Here is a 20,972-nt window from a genome sequence, read left to right on the forward strand (position 1 = left end):
CCCACAAGGGCTGCGTGTTAATCAGGCCTTGCGGGCAGCCACCCGCCAAACCCGCGCGATATCGCTGGCGCGCTCACGCAGCAATCGCGGCGCCTCGGCGCAGGCCTGTTCCAGGGTCATCGGCCCGCTTGCCAAGGCGAACGCCGCGTCGATGCCATGCTCGTACAGGGCCTGATACCCCTCGCCCAAGGTGCCGGCGATGACGATGACCGGCACGCCGTGTTGGCGTGCAATGCGCGCCACGCCAAACGGGGCTTTGCCGCGCAACGTCTGGGCATCGAAACGGCCTTCGCCGGTGATCACCAGGTCGGCGCCTTTGACCGCTTCGGCCAGCCCCACCAGTTCGGCGACCACTTCCACTCCGGCCTGGAATTGCGCGCCAAGAAACGCCTTCGCGGCAAACCCCAGGCCGCCCGCCGCACCGCTGCCCGGTTCATCGCGCACGTCTTTGTCCAAGGCTTGCGCGCAATGTTCGGCAAAGTGCCCGAGGGCTAGATCCAGTTGCAGGACTTGTTCGGGCGATGCGCCTTTCTGCGGGCCGAAAATCGCTGAGGCACCGTGAGGGCCGCACAGCGGATTATTGACGTCGGCAGCAATGTCGAAACGCACCGCGGCCAGACGCGGGTCGATGTCGCTCAGATCGAGACGGGCCAGTTGCGCCAGCGCCAGACCACCCGGCGCCAGGGTTTGGCCCTGCGCGTCCAGCAGCTTCACCCCCAAGGCCTGCATCGCCCCGGCGCCGCCGTCGTTGGTGGCGCTGCCGCCAATCGCCAGAATCACCCGTTGCGCCCCGGCATCCAGCGCCGCGCGGATCAATTCACCGGTGCCGAAGGTGCTGCTGGTGCAGGCATCGCGCAGGTTGAGCGGCACCCGTTGCAAGCCACTGGCCTCGGCCATTTCGATGATCGCGGTATGACTCTGCGGCAACCAGCCCCAAGCGGCATCGACCGTGGCGCCCAATGGCCCGCGAACACGGGTGCGGCGCAGTTCGCCGTCGCACGCCGCCAGAATCGACTCGACTGTGCCTTCGCCACCATCGGCCATCGGGCACTTGAGCAATTGTGCGTCTGGCCAAACCTGCGCCAACCCCAGCGCAATGGCCTCGGCCACGCCCTGGGCACTGAGGCTGTCCTTGAACGAATCGGGGGCAATGACGATTTTCATGCGAATTCTCCAGTTCCAATGCGTCCATGCTGCCAGCAGGGCTGAACAATAACGCCGGTCCGCTGCACAAGCGGCCATGTGGATTATTGTTCATTTCCACAAAACCCTTGTCCGCACTGTTCGTCGTAGCAGCTGCCGAGCCTGCGAGGCTGCGTTCGGCGGCGAAGCCGTCGTGAAATCATGCGGCGCGGTGTGTCAGGTAAGCCGTATTTATAGAATTTACGACGACTGCGTCGCCGAACGCAGCCTCGCAGGCTCGGCAGCTGCTACGGAGCGGTGGTCGGCAGCTCGGTTTGTGGCAGGAGCTGGACGCCAAGGTACAGTGCGAGCATTCCGTCGAGCTTCAGCGGGTCGACGCCGCTGAGTTCGGCGATTCGCTCCATGCGGTAGCGCAAACTGTTGCGGTGGATGCCCAGGGCATCGGAGCAGGCCTGGCTCTGGCCGTCGTGTTCGCACCAACTGCGCAGGGTCGCCAGCAGTTGCCCGTTGCCGTCCTTGGCGATGACTTTACGCAGCGGCCGCAGCAGTTCATCCAGCGCATCGTCGTCGCGGTGCCGCCAGAGCATCACCGGCAGCCGATAACGGTTCAGGATCAACAAGCGCGAATGCGGCAACACATCGCGCCCGTAGGCCAGCAAATCGCCGACCCGCCGATAGCAGCGACGCAACCCCGACAAGCCGTCGGCCTGCCCGCCCACGGCGATGCGCAAAATGTTCCAGCCCAGGCCATCGAGTTTTTCCAGCAGCCGTTCATTCTCAACGGTTGGCGTAGCCGGGCGGCACCAGAGCAATGAAGATTTGGCCGAGCTCACGCACCAACTGTCCGGGTAGCGTGACGTCAACCAGGCGCTGAGCGCTTCGACGGTCTGGCTCGGGCCGTGTTCGATGCCCAACTCGAACAGATACGGCACCCGTGTCAGCTGTGGCTTGAGTCCCAGTTGCTGCGCTTCATCCAGCAACCGCGGCGAATCCCCCGCTTCGCTTAACAGCAATGCCAACAGATCGTCGCAACGCTGACGCCGCCATTGCTGCTCGGCCTGCTGATTGCGCTGGGCCACCAGCATCTCGGCGGTCATGCGCACCAGTTCGGCGTAGGTGCGCAATTGCTCCGGTTCGCCGGTAATGCCCAACACACCGATCAAACGCTGATCGAGCAACAGCGGCAGGTTGATGCCCGGCTGCACGCCTTTGAGATGGATCGCTGTTTGCGCGTCGATCTCCACCACGCGCCCGTTGGCCAGCACCAGTTGCGCGCCTTCGTGACGGGTGTTGATGCGCTCCGGCTCGCCGCTGCCAAGAATCAGCCCCTGACTGTCCATGACATTGACGTTATAGGGCAGGATGGCCATCGCCCGGTCGACGATGTCCTGGGCCAGGTCGTGATCGAGTTCGAACATAGCGCGGATCCTTGAAAACGTGATGGGATGGGTTGTTCACCCGCACAGGCCAGGGTCGCAAACCCTGTGCTCAGGCACAAAGACAACCACCCAGGGGGTGGCCGAGACTCACCGGGCGATCAACGTTACCCTTGCGTCGCAAAAAATCATAATAAAGAGAGAGCCCGCCATGTCACAGAGCGCTACTGCTACCCTGGCCAACGCTGACGACAAGAACGCCGTCTACAAACGCATTACCCTGCGTTTGATCCCCTTCATCTTCATCTGCTACCTGTTCAATTACCTCGACCGGGTGAACGTCGGGTTTGCCAAACTGCAGATGCTCGACGCGCTGAAATTCAGCGAAACCGTGTACGGCCTCGGTGCCGGGATCTTCTTCATCGGCTACGTGTTGTGCGGCGTGCCGAGCAACCTGGCCCTGACCAAATTCGGCCCGCGACGCTGGATCGCGTTGATGATGATGACTTGGGGCGCGCTCTCGACCTGCCTGCTGTTCGTCACCACACCCACCGAGTTCTACACCCTGCGCCTGTTCACCGGCGCCGCCGAAGCCGGGTTCTTCCCGGGCGTGGTGCTGTACCTTTCGCAGTGGTTCCCGACGTTCCGCCGTGGTCGCATCATGGCGCTGTTCATGTCGGCGATCCCGGTATCGGGCCTGCTGGGTAGCCCGTTTTCCGGCTGGATTCTCAATCACTTTGGTGCGGGCCAGGCTGGTTTGGCCGGCTGGCAGTGGATGTTCCTGCTGCAAGGCATCCCGACCGTGATTCTCGGCGCCCTCGCCTATTTCCTGCTCAGCGACAGTTATGCCAACGCCAAGTGGCTGACCCCGTACGAGCGTTCAGTGCTTGAAGCCGACCACGCAGAAGACCTGGCCAGTAAACCGAAAACCACCACCGACTCCTTGCGGGCAGTGTTCAAGAACCCGGCGATCTGGGCCTTTGGATTGATCTACTTCTGCATCCAGAGCGGTGTTTACGCGATTAACTTCTGGCTGCCGTCGATCATCAAGAACCTGGGTTTCAGCGACAACCTGGTGATTGGCTGGTTGAGCGCGATTCCGTACTTGCTGGCGGCGGTGTTCATGTTGATGGTCGGTCGCTCGGCGGACCTGCGCAAAGAACGTCGCTGGCATTTGGTGGTGCCGATGCTGATGGGCGCGGTGGGTCTGTTGATCGCCGTGAACTTCGCGACCACCCCAGCCATCGCAATTCTCGGCCTGACCCTCGCCACCATGGGCGCCCTCACCGGCTTGCCGATGTTCTGGCCGGTGCCGACGGCGATGCTGAGCGCGGGTGCGGCAGCCGGTGGTCTGGCGTTGATCAACTCCATGGGGCAGATGGCGGGTTTCCTTAGCCCGTATCTGGTGGGTTGGGTCAAGGACAGCACCGGGTCGACCGATGCGGCGTTGTACCTGCTGGCGGGTGTGATTGTGTGTGGGAGTTTGCTGGCGTTGCGCATGACCCGGACGTTGCGGGTTTAAGCTGCTGCGAAAATAAAAACGGCCCTCTCGGGCCGTTCTTCATTTCATGGATGCACCACTGCTTTCGTGGCGAGGGGCTTGCCCCCGTTGGGTTGCGAAGCGACCCCAAAACCTGTAACCACGGTGTATCAGAGAAATCGCATACACCGGATTGACGACTGCTGCGCAGCCGAACGGGGGCAAGCCCCCTCGCCACAACAAGCCCCCCTCTCCACAATGGATCAATCAGTTCTGAGGATCGAGGTTATCCAGCACCCGGTTGACAGCCAGCTCGCCGAGCATGACCACCGATTGAATCCCCAGCATCACGTTGCGATGCGGCATGTCCATCAGCCCGGCGAACTCACTGAGCATCATGCTCGCGGACGCCAGGGATTCGCAGGCGTTGACCAGCAGGGTTTCGTTATCGACCTTTTCACCGACATGGTAAATGGTGCTGGGTTTGCGCTGGGTGTCTTTGGGGATGGGTGGTTTGAGGTAATGGTCGAGGGCGCGGTCGGCGGCTTCGTGGAGTTTTTTGGAATCGAGGGATTCGTAGGGGGAAACGTCGTCGGGTGCTGGTGGATTGGGTGTTGGTTTGAACATAGATGAAACTCCTAAAGCGCTTAAAAGGAGCCATCACCCTCGCTACCAAACGATGGGTGGAGGCCATACGCAGGTTGGTAGACCGGGCTCTAGGAAAACGGCGCACCCGAAGGTGCCCTGCGCATGACCACCATAAAGACGAGACGAAAAGGCTCGGCAAAAGGCAGTGCTTTGCAATTAGAGACCCGGGCTACCAAACCCGATCGCTGTTTTTCAGCGACAAGGAAACGATACTGCCCAGGCTCAAGGCGCACTAGCCGGCGGATTCTGGCGCAGTCGTAGGCAGTGGCGCAAGAATATGTAGCCTCAGTGAGTATCTGGAGATGTCTTTTAAACATCGCCGTTAAACACCCTCCGGACTCCCCGCCTTGGCATCCAGCTCAATCAACAACCCACCCGGCATCTGCACGAAAATCTGCCAGATCCCGTCCTCCGGCACCTGCGCCACCTGATACGGTAAACCGCTGGACCGGACCCGCTGCAACACCGTCGCGGCCTCCTCGTCGGTGCGAAAGGCAATGTGGCTCAACGCCGTTTCATCGAACGTCGGCTGTTCGATCACATGCACCAGCGCCTGCGCATCCTGATACAACCAGCGTCCGGGGAACGGGAATGGCGGACGGCGTCCCGGCGCCAATCCCAACAACGAACCGAAGGCCTCCTGCAACGGTTGCCCGTCGGGGGTGTTGAAGGCCAGATGATCAAAGTGCCAACTCATAGCAACCCTCCTCCGTCGACGTCGATGACGGTGCCGCTGATAAAGTCGTTTTCCATGGCCAGAATAAACGCTGCCGCCAGATCTTGCGGGGTGCCGACCCGGCCCACCGGCAATGCGGCGGCGGTACGGGCAAACATCGCGGCGCGTTGGGTTTCGTCCATTCCGGCGTAAGCCTCGGTGTCGGTCACGCCGGGGCTTATGACGTTGACCCGGCGCGGTGCCAGTTCCTTGGCCAGTTGCTTGCCCAAAGCCTCCAGCGCCGCATTCAAGGTGGTTTTGATGAACTGCCCGGAGACGAATTTGCGCGACAACAAACCCGAGGTCAGCGTGATGCTGCCACGTGCGCTCAAGTATGGCAGCGCGACCTGGATCGCCCGCAGCGTACCCCAGAATTTGACGTCGAAGGCCTGTTGGGCGTGCTGCAAATCGCTGTCGGCCAGCGGTCTGGCACTCACACCCGGACCGGCCGTGATCACCAGATGATCGAAAGGGCCGATGCGTTCGAACAGCTGTCGCAACGACGCTTCATCGGTAACGTCCGCCGCTTCGTGTCGGATGTTTGCATCAAGGTCAACCGCTGGCTGGCGGCGACTCACCGCCACCACACGGGCTTCACGCTCGGCTGCGGCCCGGGCGACGGCTGCGCCTATTCCGCTGCTGCCACCGATCACCACGACGGTCTGATTGTGCAAGCAAGCGTTGAGTTGTGTCATGAGCCGATCTCCGGTCGGGTTAGGGAGATTCAATCTTCTCCGGTTGCCAATCGAAGAAAAATCCCGGTAAATCAGAAGGATCTTTAAAGGATTTTTACCAATGAGCTCGATTCTCGACCTGGAGATCTTCGTCCGCACCGCCGATTCCGGCAGCATTTCCGCCGCCGCCCGCGCCCTGGAGCTGACCCCGGCGGCGGCCAGCATCGCCCTCAAACGCCTGGAAACCCGCCTCGGCATCCGCTTGCTGGCCCGTTCCACGCGAAGCATGCGCCTGACTGAAGAAGGCCGGCGTTATCTGGAAAGTGTGCGACTGGCGCTCGCCGCGTTGGCCGAGGGTGAGCAAGCGCTCAAGCAACAGACCCAAGGCCTGAGTGGTGTGCTGCAACTGGCCGCGCCGTCGGACTTCGGGCGCAATGTGCTGTTGCCGTGGCTGGATGATTTCAAGCGCCAACACCCACATATTCAATTGCAGCTATTGCTCAACGATCGCCATGCCGACCTGTTCCGCGAGACGGTCGATGTGGCCCTGCGCTTCGGTGTGCCGAGTGACTCGACGTTGGTAGCGCTGCCGATTCTGCCGCAGCATCGCCGCGTGGCCTGCGCCAGCCCCGAGTACCTGGCCCGCCACGGCACGCCGCAGCATCCCGAGGAACTGGGCGAACACGGCGCCCTGCTCTACCTGCGCAATGGTCGGCCCTATAACAATTGGCGTTTCAGCCGTGGCGATGAGGTGCTGGAGGTCGATGTGCACGGCGACTACCTGAGCGATGACGGCGAAGTTGCCCGCCGCTGGGCATTGGCCGGCCATGGCATCGCCTATAAGGCCTGGCTCGATATCGCCGCCGATGTGCAGGCCGGGCGGCTGGTGACGCTGTTCGATGACTGGCAAGGCGAAAGCGTGCCGTTCAATTTGCTGTGCCCGCATCGGGTGCAGGTGTCGGAACGGGTCAAAGTGCTGCAAGCGTTTTTGCAGGAGCGTTGTGAGGCACTGCGTCGATAATTCAGATTGCTCCGCGCTGCGGTTCTTGGTATTTGATTGAGGCTTTCTCACCGGTAAAAGGATTTCGTCATGAGCTATCGCACGCTGGGTCATTCGGGTTTACAGGTGTCGACCCTCACATTGGGCACCATGATGTTCGGCGAACAGACCAGCACCGAAGATTCCCTGCGGATCATCGGCAAGGCCTGGGACCAGGGCATCAACTTCATCGACACCGCGGACGTGTACACCAACGGCCGCTCCGAAGAGATCGTCGGTGAAGCGATCGCCAGTCACCGCCACGAATGGGTGCTGGCCACCAAAGTCGGCTACGGTCCGGTGGACGGTGTGCCGAACCGTACCGGTTTGAGCCGCAAGCACCTGTTCAATGGTATCGAGGCCAGCCTGACCCGTCTGGGCACTGACTACCTCGATATCTATTACCTGCACCGCGAAGACCACACCACGCCGCTGGAAGTCACGATTTCGGCCATCGGCGATTTAATCCGTCAGGGCAAGATTCGCTATTGGGGTCTGTCGAACTATCGCGGCTGGCGCATCGCCGAGGTGATTCGTTTGGCCGACAAACTTGGCGTCGACAGGCCGGTGATCAGCCAACCGCTGTACAACATCGTCAACCGCCAGGCGGAAACCGAGCAGATCACCGCCGCGCAAAACTATGGCCTCGGCGTGGTGCCTTACAGCCCGCTGGCGCGGGGTGTGCTCAGTGGCAAGTACGCGCCGGACGTGACCCCGGACGCCAACAGCCGTGCCGGACGCCAGGACAAACGCATCCTGGAAACCGAATGGCGGATTGAGTCTTTGCGCATTGCCCAGCAGATCCAGCAATACACCCGGGACCGTGGCGTGGGCATCGTCGAGTTCGCCATCGCCTGGGTGCTGAACAACAGCGCCGTCACCTCGGCCATCGTCGGCCCGCGCACCGAAGCACAGTGGGATGCGTACACCAAGGCGCAGGCGGTGAAGATCACGGCGGAAGATGAAGCCTTTATCGATTCGCTGGTGACATCGGGGCACGCGTCGACGCCGGGGTTCAATGATGTGAGCCATTTTGTGTCAGGGCGTAAACCGCGTTCGGCTTGAGATTTATCGCGGGCAAGCCCGCTCCCACAGGGTTTTGTGTCGACCGCAAATTCTGTGTACGACACCGGCCAAAAATGTGGGAGCGGGCTTGCTCGCGAAAGCGGTGGGGCATTCAACATTGACGTCGACTGACACGGCCTCTTCGCGAGCAAGCCCGCTCCCACATTAGGTTTGTGTTGATCAACCACGTATCCTCTGCGCCCGCTTCATGCTCAATCAATGTCACGCGAGGACAGTTTGTCTAAAGGTATCGCTCTATCGGTCACAGCCTCGATGCTGTTTGCCGTCATGTATTACTACACCTCACTGCTCTCCCCCTTGAGCGGCGTGGAGATTTTCGGTTGGCGGATGCTGCTGACCGCGCCCTGCATGACGGTGTTCATGGTGGTGTCCGGGGAATGGAAACGCGTGGTCGAGATTGTTCGGCGGCTGGCCGCCAAGCCGAAGTTGCTCGTCGCCCTGATCGGGTCTGCAGCATTGCTGGGCCTGCAACTCTGGCTATTCATGTGGGCGCCGCTCAACGGCTATAGCCTTGATGTGTCGCTGGGGTATTTCCTGTTGCCGCTGTCGATGGTCCTGACCGGGCGAATCGTTTATGGCGAGCGACTTTCCTACCTGCAGAAAATCGCCGTGTTCTTCGCCAGCCTCGGCGTGCTCAACGAGTTGTATCAGGTCGGCGGTTTTTCCTGGGCGACGTTGCTGGTGGTGATCGGCTATCCAATCTATTTCATCCTGCGCAAACGCTTGGCCACGGACAACCTTGGCGGGCTCTGGCTGGACATGGCGTTGATGCTGCCGGTGGCGCTCTGGTTCGTGCAGGGAGGTGAACAAGGTTTTAACGTATTCGATCAACATCCGTGGCTGTCGCTGTTGATTCCGATACTCGGGGTAATCAGCGCTTCGGCGCTGGTGGTGTACATCATTGCCAGCCGGCTGCTGCCGTTCAGCCTGTTCGGGTTGTTGAGTTACGTCGAGCCCGTGCTGTTGCTGGGCGTTGCGTTGCTGCTCGGGGAAAGCATCAAGGCCGGCGAATGGCTGACCTACATTCCGATCTGGCTGGCGGTGGTGGTGTTGGTGTTTGAAGGGTTCAAGCATTTGATGCGGCATCGACGATAAGCCAGGCAATGACGAACCCTGTGGGAGCGAGCAAGCCCGCTTGTATGTTTAGACTTGAAGGGGTGGGTGGGACTAAAAGCCCGATTCTGACTCTAGCCAGTACAGACCGTGGGAGACTTCGTCCCACCCCTTCTACCTAAAAGCGCCAATAAGGAATTCATCGGCTAGGCCGACGATAGAGACAAGCCAGCGCAACGGTAGACCCCAACAAGCTCTTAAACCCTAGCTCCGAGGATTCGTCATGACAATCCTTACTTCGCAAGCGGTCGTGGGTGTTGATGTGGCCAAGGCTGAGGTGCTCGTCTATCGCGCCGATCTGCAAACCACACAAGCCATCTCCAATAATCGAGCAGCACTCAAACGTTGGCTCAAGACGCTGCCCGCCAAAAGTGGCATTGCCGTTGAGGCCACCAACATTTACCACTTGGACACGGTTGAGTTGGCCTATGAGTTGGGTCATCAGGTCTACGTCGTGGACGGTTATCGCTTGAGTCATTACCGCCGCGGTGTCGGCCAACGAGCTAAAAATGATCCGTGTGATGCTCGTCTTCTGGCTCGGTATCTGGCGCATGAACAGGGTGGGTTACGCGCTTGGAGCCCGCCGCCCAAGGCTTACAAGGCCCTGCAAAGCCTGCTTCATCGACGGGCAGCACTGATCAAGGCGCGTGTCAGCCTGGCTCAGAGCTGGGCCAATGAGCCGCGCCTGGAAGAAGAGCTGAAATGTCTGATGGAGACGTTTAAGCGCTCGGATTTGGCCATTCAAAAACAGCTGCGTGACCTGAGCAAAGAGGCCGGAGCCGCCGAAAATATTGAGCGTTGCAAGGCCATTGAAGGCGTTGGTGTACTGACGGCAACTGGATTTGCGACGGCTTTTTTGCGTGGCGAGTTTAAGGACAGCAATGCCTTCATCGCTTTTTTGGGCATGGACTTGAGGGTCGATGACTCGGGAAAAAAGACGGGGAGTCGCAGTCTGACCAAGAAAGGGGATCCGGAAATACGACGTCTGGCCCACAACTCGGCCATGGCCGCCTGTCGTTCAGCGACCTGGAAACCATTTTATGAAGGGTACCTGGCCAGAGGTTTCAAGAGGACTCAGGCCCTGGTAATCCTTGCCCGAAAACTCGCCCGGGTGGCGTTCGCTCTGATGAAAAACCAGAGCGAATACCAACCGAATCGACCGTTGCAGGGTTGTCCTGCAACATAGAATCTCCCACATTGGATTTGCGCCATCCAAAAAAAAAGCCTGGCCAGCATTACTGCTGACCAGGCTTTTCTACAGGTGAACCGGCTTAATCAGTGGCGAGCACGCCCCGACGAACCTGATCACGCTCGATGGATTCGAACAGCGCCTTGAAGTTGCCTTCGCCGAAACCATCATCACCTTTACGCTGGATGAACTCGAAGAACACCGGGCCCATCAGGGTTTCCGAGAAAATCTGCAGCAGCAGACGCTTGTCGCCCGGCTCGGATGAACCGTCCAGCAAGATGCCCCGTGCTTGCAGTTGATCGACCGGCTCGCCGTGGTTCGGCAAACGGCCTTCGAGCATTTCGTAGTAAGTGTCCGGCGGCGGCGTCATGAAGCGCATGCCGATTTTCTTCAGACGGTCCCAGGTATCGATCAGGTTATCGGTGAGGAACGCCACATGCTGGATGCCCTCGCCGTTGAACTGCATCAGGAACTCTTCGATCTGCCCGGCGCCCTTGGACGACTCTTCGTTCAGCGGGATGCGGATCATGCCATCCGGTGCGGTCATCGCTTTGGAAGTCAGGCCGGTGTATTCGCCTTTGATGTCGAAGTAACGGATTTCGCGGAAGTTGAACAGCTTCTCGTAGAAGTTGGCCCAGTAGGCCATGCGACCGCGATACACGTTGTGGGTCAGGTGGTCGATGATCTTCAGACCGGCACCAACCGGGTTTCGGTCAACACCTTCGATGAATACGAAGTCGATGTCGTAGATCGAGCTGCCTTCACCGAAACGGTCGATCAAGTACAGCGGCGCGCCGCCAATGCCTTTGATCGCCGGCAGGTGCAGTTCCATCGGGCCGGTTTCGATGTGGATCGGCTGGGCGCCGAGTTCCAGGGCACGCTTGTAGGCCTTTTGCGAATCCTTGACCCGGAACGCCATGCCGCACACCGACGGGCCGTGCTCGGCCGCGAAGTACGAGGCCACGCTGTGGGGTTCGTTGTTGAGGATCAGGTTGATCGAGCCCTGGCGATACAGGTGCACGTCTTTGGAACGGTGGGTCGCGACCTTGGTGAAGCCCATGATCTCGAAGATCGGCTCCAGGGTGTTCGGGGTCGGTGATGCGAATTCGATGAACTCAAAGCCCATCAGGCCCATTGGGTTTTCGTATAAATCTGCCATTTTGGCGCCTCATCATGCTTTTAGAATTAACGGATCGTTAGTTGCTAGCAATGCTGAGACCGGCGGGTGGCGCGCAGGAGATGCCCCTCACGCTGCGGGCGAGGAAGTCACCGTAGATCAATTGAAACCCAAATATCTTCATTGTCGACCCAAGGCTCTTGCGGGCGAGGCTTCTGCTGCCAGAAGACGATTATTCTTATATGCGTAACCGGATTCTACACAGCGTAAATCAGTTTGTCCGCCTTCTTATACAATCCCCTTTTTCGTGGCCCGCGCAAGCGGTTTGTTGCACAGGAAAATCCCCGCCAGGATCAGCCCGCCGCCCAGGCACATCGCCAGTGTCAGCTGTTCGCCCAGCAACAACGCGCCAAGAAGAACAGCCGTCAACGGGTTCAAGGCGATGAACACGCCCGAGCGCGTCGCGCCGATTTTGCGGATGCCGTCGTAATAACCAATGTAGGCCAATGCCGAACCCAGCACGCCCAGGTACATCAGGCTCAACCATTGTTGTGCGCCGAGCCCGGTGAGCGCCGCGACACTCAACTCGCCCCGCACAGCGCTGGTCACCCAGAGCATCAGCGTGCCGAGCAAAATCGAATACGTCACCGTCTGCACCGGCCCCAGTGTTTGATTCAGGCCTTTGGAGAACAGCGAATAAATGCCCCAGCCGAGCACGCAACCGAAGATCAACAGATCGCCGATCCAGGCATCGGCGTTGCCGGCCAGTAATTGCGGATTGCGACTGACGATCACCAGACTGGCGCCGGCAATACAGATCGCAATACCGGCCACTTTCGCCCGGCTCAGTCGCTCCTTGAACAGCAGCCACGACGCCAAGCCGATCACGGCCGGGTTCAACGCAACGATCAATGATGCCCGAGACGCGTTGATGTAATGCAGCCCGTAAAAGAAGCACAGGTTGTAGAAGAAAATCCCGAAGAATCCCAACAGCGCCAATTGCAACCATTGCCTGGGGCTGGGTCGCACCAAGGGCACCCGCGCCAGCAGCAGGAACAACAGCAACGCCACGCTCGCCAGCAGGAACCGCAGACTCGCAGCGAATAACGGACTGAGGCTGTCGGCCAGAAACCGGCCGGCGACGAACGTCCCGCCCCAGATCATGGTGACCGCCGCCAGTTTCAGATAAACCGGCACATCCGAAGAGTTCGCAAGGGTCTGTTCACACGTAGTCATAAGTCTCCACCGCCAGCAATCGGGCATGTGGCGTATCATTCGACTAATGATCGATCATCGTAAAATGAGTAAAAGCTCATGACCCTCACTCAACTCGAGATTTTCTCGCTGGTGGCCGAACTGCGCGGCTTCACGGCGGCCGCCCATCGTTTGGAGATTTCCCAGTCTGCGGTCTCCCACGCACTCAAGTCGCTGGAGCAGGAGTTGGGTGTCGAGCTGCTGCGTCGGCATCAGTCCCAGGTCGAGTTGAGTGACATCGGCCAGCAGCTATTAATGCGGGCTCGGGCGATGCTCGGGCTGGCCAACACTTTGCGCCAGGAGGCGGCCGATTCACGCGGGATGAAAACCGGCACTCTGCGTATCGGCTCGTTCGGCCCGACCTCATCGATCAAGCTGTTGCCCAGGATCTTGCAGCACTACCGCGCCTCGCATCCGGGCATCGAGGTTCATATCGATGAAGGGCCGGATCGCCAGGTGATCCAGTGGCTGGAAGAACGGCGTATCGATATTGGTTTCGTGGTGTTACCCCAGGAACGTTTTGACACGATTGCACTGATCGAAGACCAGATGGTCGCGCTGCTGCCTGCCGATCATGCACTGGCCGGTCGCGACAGCGTGAGTTTGAGCGACTTGTGCCACGACCCTTTTGTACTGACCGAAGCCGGGTCTTCAGAGCTGGTGTCGCGCCTATTCAATGCAGCGCGGTTGACACCGAACATTCGCTATCGCTGCTCGCAGTTGCTCAGCACATTGGACGTCGTAGGCCGTGGGGATGCCTTGACTGTCGTCGCCGAAAGCTCACTGCCTGACGACAACGACAACCGCTACGTGAAAAAACCGCTGTCACCCCCCATCAGCCGCCAGGTTGGTCTGGCGGTGCTCGATCAGCGTCAGTCATCCCCCGCGACGCTGGCCTTTATTAAACTGGCCTCAAGATTGATTAAAGGTTGAGCGGCATAAGCGCCGATAGCCAACTATCATGGCTGAACTCTTTTGGGAGGCATGTCGACCTGCCAACCGTTGAGAGCCCTCTTTTATCGCGATGGATTTGCGAATGCCACTGAACCTCAAAAGTCGCCGCAAGCGTGGCATCCGGATCACTGTGACTGTTTTGAGCGGTTTGCTCCCGGTGTTGCTGGGAGTCGCCATTCTCTATCTGCAAGCTGAACGTACCCTCAAGCAAAGTACTGAACTGACTGGCGAAGAATCCATTCGCCAGTTCGAACTGATGCTCGACAACACCGCCCAAGCGGCGCAGGAGCTCCTGCCGCTGGCTGGCAAAAACTGCAATGACGTCAAACTGGCCTTGCGCGAACAAGTTACGCGCCGGCCCTTCGTGCGCTCGACCAACCTGGTGTGGGACGACAACCTCTATTGCAGTTCGTTGTTCGGTGAATATCAGGAAAAGGTCAATCCCGGTGACTACACCCAAGGTCAGTTATGGCTCATGAACGGCAACTCGGTCACGCCCAATACCGCGCTGTTGGTGTACCGGCTCAGCGAAGGAAATAAAGGGGCATTGACCACGCTGAACGGTTATCACCTGAGCAACGAATTGCGCCTGATCGGCCGCAAGACATTACTGTTGCTACAAGTCGGTCCCAACTGGTTGTCTGCCGACGGCAAAGTTCACGAGGACGCCCTGCCCGCCTTGCCGGTAGCACAAAGTACGCTGACGTCCTCGCGTTATGCCTTTACGGTGGCCGCCGGTTTCCCCGAAGGAGAAACCTGGCGTTACATGCGTAGTGAATACCCGCCACTGTTCAGTCTGTTGATGTTCTTCGGCGTGGTGTCAGGTTCGATCGGGCATGTGCTGCAGAAGCGCTCGATGTCGCCCAGCCGTGAAATGCAGCGGGCGCTGGAGGCCGCAGAATTCATTCCTTACTTTCAGCCCGTGGTGCATGGCGACAATAAGCTGTGGTCTGGCACCGAAGTATTGATGCACTGGAAACATCCCCGGGAAGGCCTTGTAAGCCCGGACCTGTTCATCCCGTTTGCCGAACATTCCGGGCTGATCGTGCCAATGACTCGTTCGTTGATGCAACAGACCGCCGCATTACTGGCGCCCTTGTCGGCGTCGTTCGACGGTCCGTTTCACATTAGCATCAACATCACCGCCAGGCACTGTCGGGACCTGGAGCTGGTCGAGGACTGCCGTGAATTTCTCGGCACCTTTGCGCCGGGCAGTGTCCACCTGGTGCTGGAGTTGACCGAGCGTGAACTCATCGAACCGACAGCCATCACGCTGCAGTTGTTCGAGCAGCTTCGCGCGTTGGGTGTGATGATCGCCATCGACGACTTTGGCACCGGCCATTCAAGCCTTGGTTATTTACGTCAGTTCAATGTGGACTTCCTGAAAATCGACCAGAGCTTTGTCGCCATGATCGGTGCCGACGCCCTTTCCCGACACATTCTGGACAGCATCATCGAACTCTCGGTCAAGCTCGATCTGGGTATCGTCGCCGAAGGCGTGGAAACCGAGGAGCAAAGTGACTATCTGACCGCCCACGGTGTGAACTTCCTGCAAGGTTATCTGTTTGGACGGCCGATGCCCGGTACCGAATTCATTAGTGCATTAAGTGATCATTAACTAACCACTTTAAGCGCCGAGACCATCATGATGCGCACCAAATTGAATCAAAAGACTACTCTTGTTACATGAAGAAAAAGTCAGGATTTACTCTTGACCAATTAACTACTACAATTTTTCATACCTGTGCAAAATCGGCAGGTGAGTCATTATCACCGAGTCGCTTCAAGGCTCTTGGCTTATAGCTTTGTTTGCGGTTGGTATCAGCCAAACACACTATTGGAGTAAAGATATTGTCCAGACTCGCTGAATTCCGTGCAGCTGAAAAGGCCCTTCAAGAACAGCTCAAGCAGTTGGAATCTTTGAAGAACGATGCCGGGCTCAAAAAAGAAATCGAATTCGAAGAAAAGCTCCAGGGGCTGATGAAAACCTACGGCAAGAGCTTGCGCGACATCAAAGCCATCCTCGACCCGCACCCGGCAAAATCCGGCCTGCAGGCAACAGCACCTAAAACCCGCCGCGCTCGGGTGGTCAAGGTTTATCAGAACCCGCACACCGGTGAGCTGATTGAAACCAAGGGCGGCAACCACCGTGGCCTGAAAGCCTGGAAGGAACAATACGGTGCCGCTACCGTTGATTCCTGGCTGCGTGGCTAAGCACTCGCGGCAATAAAAAAGCCCTGCCAATGCAGGGCTTTTTCATGTGTGGCGCCTAAATGCGACGATCAATTCCAATCAACTTTGTGCTTAATCCCTTTGGCTATCTAAAAAAGCTCAGTGCGCTGAAATCGGCTGATTCGTAAACCTTGAACTAAAGTTTCAAGCTGTTTCGAGCGACCTCGATGTCCTCCTGACTTGCCTTATAAACCTCAGCCTGCCCCGCATAGGAAAGAACATAGGCCTTATCGGCGTCCACCGCGGCGACCAATGTTTGAGACAGAACATGTCGACCGTTCTGCGTAATCGTACAAGTAGTTTCCAGCGCCGATAGCCGGCTCAAGGTAGTCGCGTGAATTTTGGTGCAAACGCTCTGATACCCGCCCTGGAAAAAGTCCTTCTGCACGGACTTGCGCATTTCCAGCAACACACCCTCCAGGTTCACCTGATGACCGCTTTCCACTTGAGTCATGGTCAGCTCCATTACCATCACCGGTGTGCCGTTCTGGTCGTTCTTTACTGCGCGTTGCCGGGAAACCTGGGGCTTGGCCTCGTCTTGCGGGACGGTTTCGACTACCCATCCGTTTGGCCAAGTCACGACCGGAGCCTCTGCATGAGCACTGGTAACACCTGTAAGCAGATACATCAGGACGAACATCAATTGACAGGATCGGATCATTGCAATGAACACTCACGGATTGAGACGCAAAGTCTGAGCCTCACCCGACGGCCAGGCAAGCCTGTGGTTTTGGTTTGGTGATGTCGGAGCCCTTGCGTATCATTGTGATCATCAGGGGGGCGTTCTCAATCAGTTTCCCCGCCGCACCGGGGAAACTGATTGAGAACGCCCCCTAGCCCCACATATTTTCCGGAGGGCCCATGAGCCTGCAAGAACTCAATACATTTCCCGGTGTGACCGCCCAACCCGACACCGCCACCCAAAAGTTCGTCTTCAACCACACCATGCTGCGGGTCAAGGACATCACCAAATCCCTGGATTTCTACACCCGTGTGCTGGGTTTCTCGCTGGTGGAAAAGCGCGATTTTCCGGAAGCCGAGTTCAGCCTGTATTTCCTGGCGCTGGTCGACAAAACCCGGATCCCGGCCGATGCCGCGGCACGCACCGAGTGGATGAAATCGATCCCCGGCATTCTCGAACTGACCCACAACCATGGCACCGAGAACGATGCGGAATTCGCCTACCACAACGGCAACACCGATCCGCGCGGCTTCGGCCATATCTGCATTTCGGTGCCGGATGTCCGCGCCGCGTGCGAACGTTTTGAAGCGCTGGGCTGCGATTTCCAGAAACGCCTGAACGACGGCCGCATGAAAAGCCTGGCCTTCATCAAGGACCCGGATGGTTACTGGGTCGAGATCATTCAGCCGGCACCGCTGTAAAACTCACCACAAATCTAGTGTGGGAGCGGGCTTGCTCGCGAAAGCAGTGTGTCATTCACCAGTGATGTTGGCTGACAGGCCGCCTTCGCGAGCAAGCCCGCTCCCACATTCGGGATGTGCAATACATAAAAACCCCATGATCACTCATGGGGTTTTGTGTTTTCAGCTTCGGCGTTTATGCCGGCGCCGAGGTGCGGATCAAGTGATCGAATGCGCTCAGGGAAGCCTTGGCGCCCTCGCCCACTGCAATCACGATCTGCTTGTACGGCACGGTGGTCACGTCACCGGCCGCGAACACGCCGGGGATCGACGTCTCACCACGGGCATCGACAATGATCTCGCCGCGCGGCGACAGCTCGATGGTGCCTTTGAGCCAATCGGTATTAGGCAGCAGACCGATCTGCACGAAGATCCCTTCCAGCTCGACAGTACGCAGCTCGTCCGACTGACGATCCTTGTAGCGCAGGCCGTTGACCTTCTGGCCGTCGCCGGTCACTTCAGTGGTTTGCGCACTGGTGATCACGGTGACGTTCGGCAAGCTGTGCAACTTGCGCTGCAGTACCGCATCGGCGCGCAATTGCACGTCGAACTCCAGCAGGGTTACGTGGGACACGATCCCTGCCAGGTCGATGGCTGCTTCGACGCCGGAGTTGCCGCCACCGATCACCGCGACACGTTTGCCCTTGAACAGCGGACCGTCACAGTGCGGGCAGTACGCCACACCCTTGTTGCGGTATTGCTGCTCACCCGGAACGTTCATTTCACGCCAGCGCGCGCCGGTGGCGAGGATCACGGTCTTGGCTTTCAAGGACGCGCCGCTGGCGAAATGGATTTCGTGCAGCTCACCGTTTTTGCCCGGCACCAGCTTGTCGGCGCGTTGCAGGTTCATGATGTCCACGTCGTATTGCTTGACGTGTTCTTCCAGCGCCACGGCCAGTTTCGGCCCTTCGGTTTCCTGTACGGAGATGAAGTTCTCGATGGCCATGGTGTCGAGCACCTGCCCGCCAAAACGTTCCGCCGCCACACCGGTGCGAATGCCTTTACGAGCCGCGTAGATCGCCGCCGAAGCACCGGCCGGGCCACCGCCGACGACCAGCACGTCGAAGGCTGGTTTGGCGCTGATTTTCTCGGCCTGACGCTCGATGCCGCTGGTGTCGATCTTGGCGAGGATTTCTTCCAGACCCATGCGGCCCTGGCCGAAGATCTCGCCATTGAGGTAAATGCTGGGCACGGCCATGATCTTGCGCTCATCGACTTCGGCCTGGAACAACGCGCCGTCGATAGCGACATGGCGGATGTTCGGGTTCAGCACGGCCATCAGGTTCAGCGCCTGAACCACATCCGGGCAGTTCTGGCAGGACAGCGAGAAGTAAGTCTCGAAGTTGAACTCGCCTTTGAGCGAGCGGATCTGTTCGATAACGTCGGCACTGGCTTTCGATGGGTGGCCGCCGACTTGCAGCAAGGCCAGCACCAGGGATGTGAATTCGTGGCCCATCGGGATGCCGGCGAAACGCAGGCTGATATCGGCTCCCGGGCGATTGATCGAGAACGATGGTTTACGCGCATCGTCACCGTTGTCGAGCAAAGTAATCTGGGTGGAAAGACTGGCAACGTCTTTGAGTAATACGAGCATTTCCTGGGATTTCGCACCGTCGTCGAGGGAGGCAACGATCTCGATCGGCTGGGTGACCCGTTCCAGGTACGATTTCAACTGGGCTTTAAGATTGGCGTCCAACATACGGGCGATTTCCATGTATTTGATAAAAAGAAGTCGAAAAAAAACGCCCGAGCGAATCTCGCCCGGGCGTTTTTATAGGGCGGTGCAGCTTACTTAGGAGGTGCGGAGTTCCGCCCTGATGAAGCGCGTCACAGAGTTAGATCTTGCCGACCAGGTCCAGGGACGGAGCCAGAGTGGCCTCGCCTTCTTTCCACTTGGCTGGGCAAACTTCGCCCGGGTGAGCAGCGACGTATTGAGCGGCCTTGATTTTGCGCAGCAGCTCGGAAGCGTCACGGCCTACACCGCCATCGTTGAGTTCAACGATTTTGATCTGGCCTTCAGGGTTGATCACGAAAGTGCCACGGTCAGCCAGGCCAGCTTCTTCGATCAGCACGTCGAAGTTGCGGGAGATGACATGAGTCGGGTCGCCGATCATGGTGTACTGGATTTTGCCGATGGCTGGCGAAGTGTTGTGCCAGGCAGCGTGGGCAAAATGGGTATCAGTGGAAACGCTGTAGATCTCGACGCCCAGTTTCTGGAACTCGGCGTAGTTGTCAGCCAGGTCTTCCAGTTCAGTCGGGCAAACGAAAGTGAAGTCGGCCGGGTAGAAGAAAACGACAGACCACTTGCCTTTCAGGTCAGCGTCCGACACGTGTACGAAGTCGCCATTTTTGTAGGCGGTAGCTTTGAACGGTTTAACTTGGCTGTTGATGATAGGCATCGTTGACTCTCCGTCAGGGGTTAAGAAGTTGATGAAGTGAATCCTACCCACCCGATCGACGGTTGGCTCATTGGCAAACCTGATGCTACTGATTGGTTTTCGCTATTAGCTGAACGTATTAATAGAAGAAAACGTGATCTATGGCGCCAACGGCTTTTCAGCGATTCGGGTCATCCCGAGAAACGGGCTGGCTTCAACATAGCGCATGGCGGACTTCATATCCTTCCAGCCCACGTAATTCATCAACGACTTCAAATCCCAACCGCTCTGATGAGCCCAAGTGGCAAAGCCACGACGCAAGGAGTGACTGGTGTAGTGCTCGGCCGCAATGCCGGCGCGCTCCAGTGCCTGGCGCAACAACGGAATCACGCTGTTGGCGTGCAAGCCCTCCTCGCTCAAATGGCCCCAGCGGTCGATACCCCGAAACACCGGGCCGCGGACCAACGCCGCTTCAGTGATCCATTCGATATAGGCCTGCACCGGACACAGGCGCTGCAAGGCCGGTGTCTGGTAAGTCTGGCCGAGGTTCTCGCGGTCGCCCTTGCTGCGTGGCAGGTAGAGGGTGATACCTGAGCCCGCATGGGCCTGCACATGTTCAATCTGCACGCGGCACAACTCATCGCTGCGGAATCCACGCCAGAAGCCCAGCAAGATCAGTGCGGCATCTCGCCGGGCCCTCAGCAATCCGGGGCGATCGCCTTGCGCCCTGGCGGTTTGCGCTTCCTGCTCCAGCCAGGCGATCACTTGCTCCAGATGTTGAAGCTGCAAGGGTTCAGCCTGTTTTTCCTGAGCCGGGTGCAGCGCGCGAATGCCTTTGAACACTTTGCGCACCACAGGCGCCTTGGTGGGATCGGCAAAACCCTGGCTGTTGTGCCACTGCGCCAACGCGGACAGGCGCAACTTCAAGGTATTGATCGACAGCACGCCCGCGTGAGCCACGAGGTAACGCGCCACACTATCGCCAGTCGCCGGCAGGAACCCGCCCCAGCTGACTTCGAAGTGCTCGATGGCCGCGCGATAGCTGCGACGGGTGTTGTCGCGGGTGGCGGCTTGCAGGTAGCGATCCAGATCGGTCATGGGCTCGTGCTCGAAAACGTACTGCCTAGTTATATGAAAACCCGGTTTATCAGT

20 protein-coding genes are annotated in these 20,972 nt (G+C 58.6%); 9 read left to right on the forward strand and 11 right to left on the reverse strand.

What is annotated here, in order from left to right; translation table 11 throughout:
• Positions 1–21 precede the first annotated feature (21 nt).
• Together PSH64_RS14365 and PSH64_RS14370 are read right to left on the reverse strand one after the other, a co-directional pair.
• Positions 22–1,164, reverse strand: coding sequence for a glycerate kinase (locus PSH64_RS14365; RefSeq protein WP_305481066.1), 1,143 nt, complete (start codon positions 1,162–1,164; stop codon positions 22–24).
• A 266-nt stretch (positions 1,165–1,430) separates the two neighbouring features.
• Positions 1,431–2,561 (reverse strand): sugar diacid recognition domain-containing protein, encoded by a 1,131-nt coding sequence (locus PSH64_RS14370; protein ID WP_305481067.1) that lies wholly within the window; start codon positions 2,559–2,561, stop codon positions 1,431–1,433.
• A 169-nt stretch (positions 2,562–2,730) separates the two neighbouring features.
• Between PSH64_RS14370 and PSH64_RS14375 the strand changes: the two genes are divergently transcribed.
• Positions 2,731–4,041 carry an MFS transporter gene (locus PSH64_RS14375; RefSeq protein WP_138867492.1) on the forward strand — a complete coding sequence of 437 codons (1,311 nt, stop codon included), beginning with the start codon at positions 2,731–2,733 and terminating at the stop codon, positions 4,039–4,041.
• A 225-nt stretch (positions 4,042–4,266) separates the two neighbouring features.
• On the opposite strand, the gene PSH64_RS14380 is transcribed toward PSH64_RS14375, so the two are convergent.
• From PSH64_RS14380 to PSH64_RS14390, 3 genes are all read right to left on the reverse strand, one after another.
• Complete coding sequence (locus PSH64_RS14380; protein ID WP_105346022.1) at positions 4,267–4,626, reverse strand: DUF6124 family protein; 360 nt, start codon at positions 4,624–4,626, stop codon at positions 4,267–4,269.
• 343 nt (positions 4,627–4,969) lie between these two features.
• Positions 4,970–5,344: a hypothetical protein gene (locus tag PSH64_RS14385; RefSeq protein ID WP_105346020.1), complete on the reverse strand. Its 375-nt coding sequence runs from the start codon at positions 5,342–5,344 to the stop codon at positions 4,970–4,972.
• A complete protein-coding gene (locus tag PSH64_RS14390; RefSeq protein WP_305481069.1) occupies positions 5,341–6,057 on the reverse strand; it encodes an SDR family oxidoreductase in 717 nt (238 codons plus the stop codon). Before PSH64_RS14390 ends, PSH64_RS14385 begins: the two co-directional genes overlap by 4 nt.
• 100 nt (positions 6,058–6,157) lie before the next feature.
• Between PSH64_RS14390 and PSH64_RS14395 the strand changes: the two genes are divergently transcribed.
• From PSH64_RS14395 to PSH64_RS14410, 4 genes are all read left to right on the forward strand, one after another.
• Positions 6,158–7,057, forward strand: coding sequence for a LysR family transcriptional regulator (locus tag PSH64_RS14395; RefSeq protein ID WP_305481070.1), 900 nt, complete (start codon positions 6,158–6,160; stop codon positions 7,055–7,057).
• A gap of 69 nt (positions 7,058–7,126) precedes the next feature.
• Positions 7,127–8,140 carry an aldo/keto reductase gene (locus tag PSH64_RS14400; protein ID WP_305481071.1) on the forward strand — a complete coding sequence of 338 codons (1,014 nt, stop codon included), beginning with the start codon at positions 7,127–7,129 and terminating at the stop codon, positions 8,138–8,140.
• Between the two features lie 237 nt (positions 8,141–8,377).
• Complete coding sequence (rarD, locus tag PSH64_RS14405) at positions 8,378–9,256, forward strand: EamA family transporter RarD (protein ID WP_105346249.1); 879 nt, start codon at positions 8,378–8,380, stop codon at positions 9,254–9,256.
• 241 nt (positions 9,257–9,497) lie between these two features.
• Positions 9,498–10,460: a transposase gene (locus PSH64_RS14410; RefSeq protein ID WP_305481041.1), complete on the forward strand. Its 963-nt coding sequence runs from the start codon at positions 9,498–9,500 to the stop codon at positions 10,458–10,460.
• An 85-nt stretch (positions 10,461–10,545) separates the two neighbouring features.
• Here the strand turns inward: PSH64_RS14410 and hppD are convergent, their stop codons facing one another.
• Both hppD and PSH64_RS14420 read right to left on the reverse strand, forming a co-directional pair.
• Positions 10,546–11,622 carry a 4-hydroxyphenylpyruvate dioxygenase gene (hppD, locus tag PSH64_RS14415; protein WP_105346011.1) on the reverse strand — a complete coding sequence of 359 codons (1,077 nt, stop codon included), beginning with the start codon at positions 11,620–11,622 and terminating at the stop codon, positions 10,546–10,548.
• Between the two features lie 246 nt (positions 11,623–11,868).
• Positions 11,869–12,816 (reverse strand): DMT family transporter, encoded by a 948-nt coding sequence (locus tag PSH64_RS14420; RefSeq protein ID WP_305481072.1) that lies wholly within the window; start codon positions 12,814–12,816, stop codon positions 11,869–11,871.
• A gap of 78 nt (positions 12,817–12,894) precedes the next feature.
• On the opposite strand from PSH64_RS14420, the gene PSH64_RS14425 reads away from it, so the two are divergent.
• The 3 genes from PSH64_RS14425 (at position 12,895) to PSH64_RS14435 (ending at position 16,002) form a co-directional block, all read left to right on the forward strand.
• Positions 12,895–13,767, forward strand: coding sequence for a LysR family transcriptional regulator (locus tag PSH64_RS14425; protein ID WP_305481073.1), 873 nt, complete (start codon positions 12,895–12,897; stop codon positions 13,765–13,767).
• A gap of 103 nt (positions 13,768–13,870) precedes the next feature.
• Positions 13,871–15,406 (forward strand): EAL domain-containing protein, encoded by a 1,536-nt coding sequence (locus PSH64_RS14430; RefSeq protein ID WP_305481074.1) that lies wholly within the window; start codon positions 13,871–13,873, stop codon positions 15,404–15,406.
• A 233-nt stretch (positions 15,407–15,639) separates the two neighbouring features.
• Positions 15,640–16,002 (forward strand): histone-like nucleoid-structuring protein, MvaT/MvaU family, encoded by a 363-nt coding sequence (locus PSH64_RS14435; protein WP_105346002.1) that lies wholly within the window; start codon positions 15,640–15,642, stop codon positions 16,000–16,002.
• A gap of 154 nt (positions 16,003–16,156) precedes the next feature.
• Here the strand turns inward: PSH64_RS14435 and PSH64_RS14440 are convergent, their stop codons facing one another.
• Complete coding sequence (locus PSH64_RS14440; protein ID WP_105345999.1) at positions 16,157–16,681, reverse strand: DUF4946 domain-containing protein; 525 nt, start codon at positions 16,679–16,681, stop codon at positions 16,157–16,159.
• A 200-nt stretch (positions 16,682–16,881) separates the two neighbouring features.
• Here PSH64_RS14440 and gloA point away from each other — a divergent pair, with 200 nt between their 5' ends.
• Entirely contained in the window at positions 16,882–17,403 is a 522-nt protein-coding gene (gene gloA / locus PSH64_RS14445) for a lactoylglutathione lyase (protein ID WP_305481075.1), read from the forward strand.
• Between the two features lie 175 nt (positions 17,404–17,578).
• Here the strand turns inward: gloA and ahpF are convergent, their stop codons facing one another.
• The 3 genes from ahpF to PSH64_RS14460 all read right to left on the reverse strand — a co-directional run bounded on the left by ahpF (position 17,579) and on the right by PSH64_RS14460 (position 20,918).
• A complete protein-coding gene (gene ahpF, locus PSH64_RS14450; protein ID WP_305481076.1) occupies positions 17,579–19,141 on the reverse strand; it encodes an alkyl hydroperoxide reductase subunit F in 1,563 nt (520 codons plus the stop codon).
• A 136-nt stretch (positions 19,142–19,277) separates the two neighbouring features.
• Complete coding sequence (gene ahpC, locus PSH64_RS14455) at positions 19,278–19,841, reverse strand: alkyl hydroperoxide reductase subunit C (RefSeq protein ID WP_105345993.1); 564 nt, start codon at positions 19,839–19,841, stop codon at positions 19,278–19,280.
• Positions 19,842–19,979: 138 nt separating this feature from the next.
• Positions 19,980–20,918, reverse strand: a complete 939-nt coding sequence (locus tag PSH64_RS14460) for a site-specific integrase (protein WP_305481077.1) — start codon at positions 20,916–20,918, stop codon at positions 19,980–19,982.
• Positions 20,919–20,972 lie beyond the last annotated feature (54 nt).

The organism is Pseudomonas sp. FP1742, from assembly GCF_030687145.1.
Lineage (GTDB): Bacteria > Pseudomonadota > Gammaproteobacteria > Pseudomonadales > Pseudomonadaceae > Aquipseudomonas > Aquipseudomonas frederiksbergensis_D.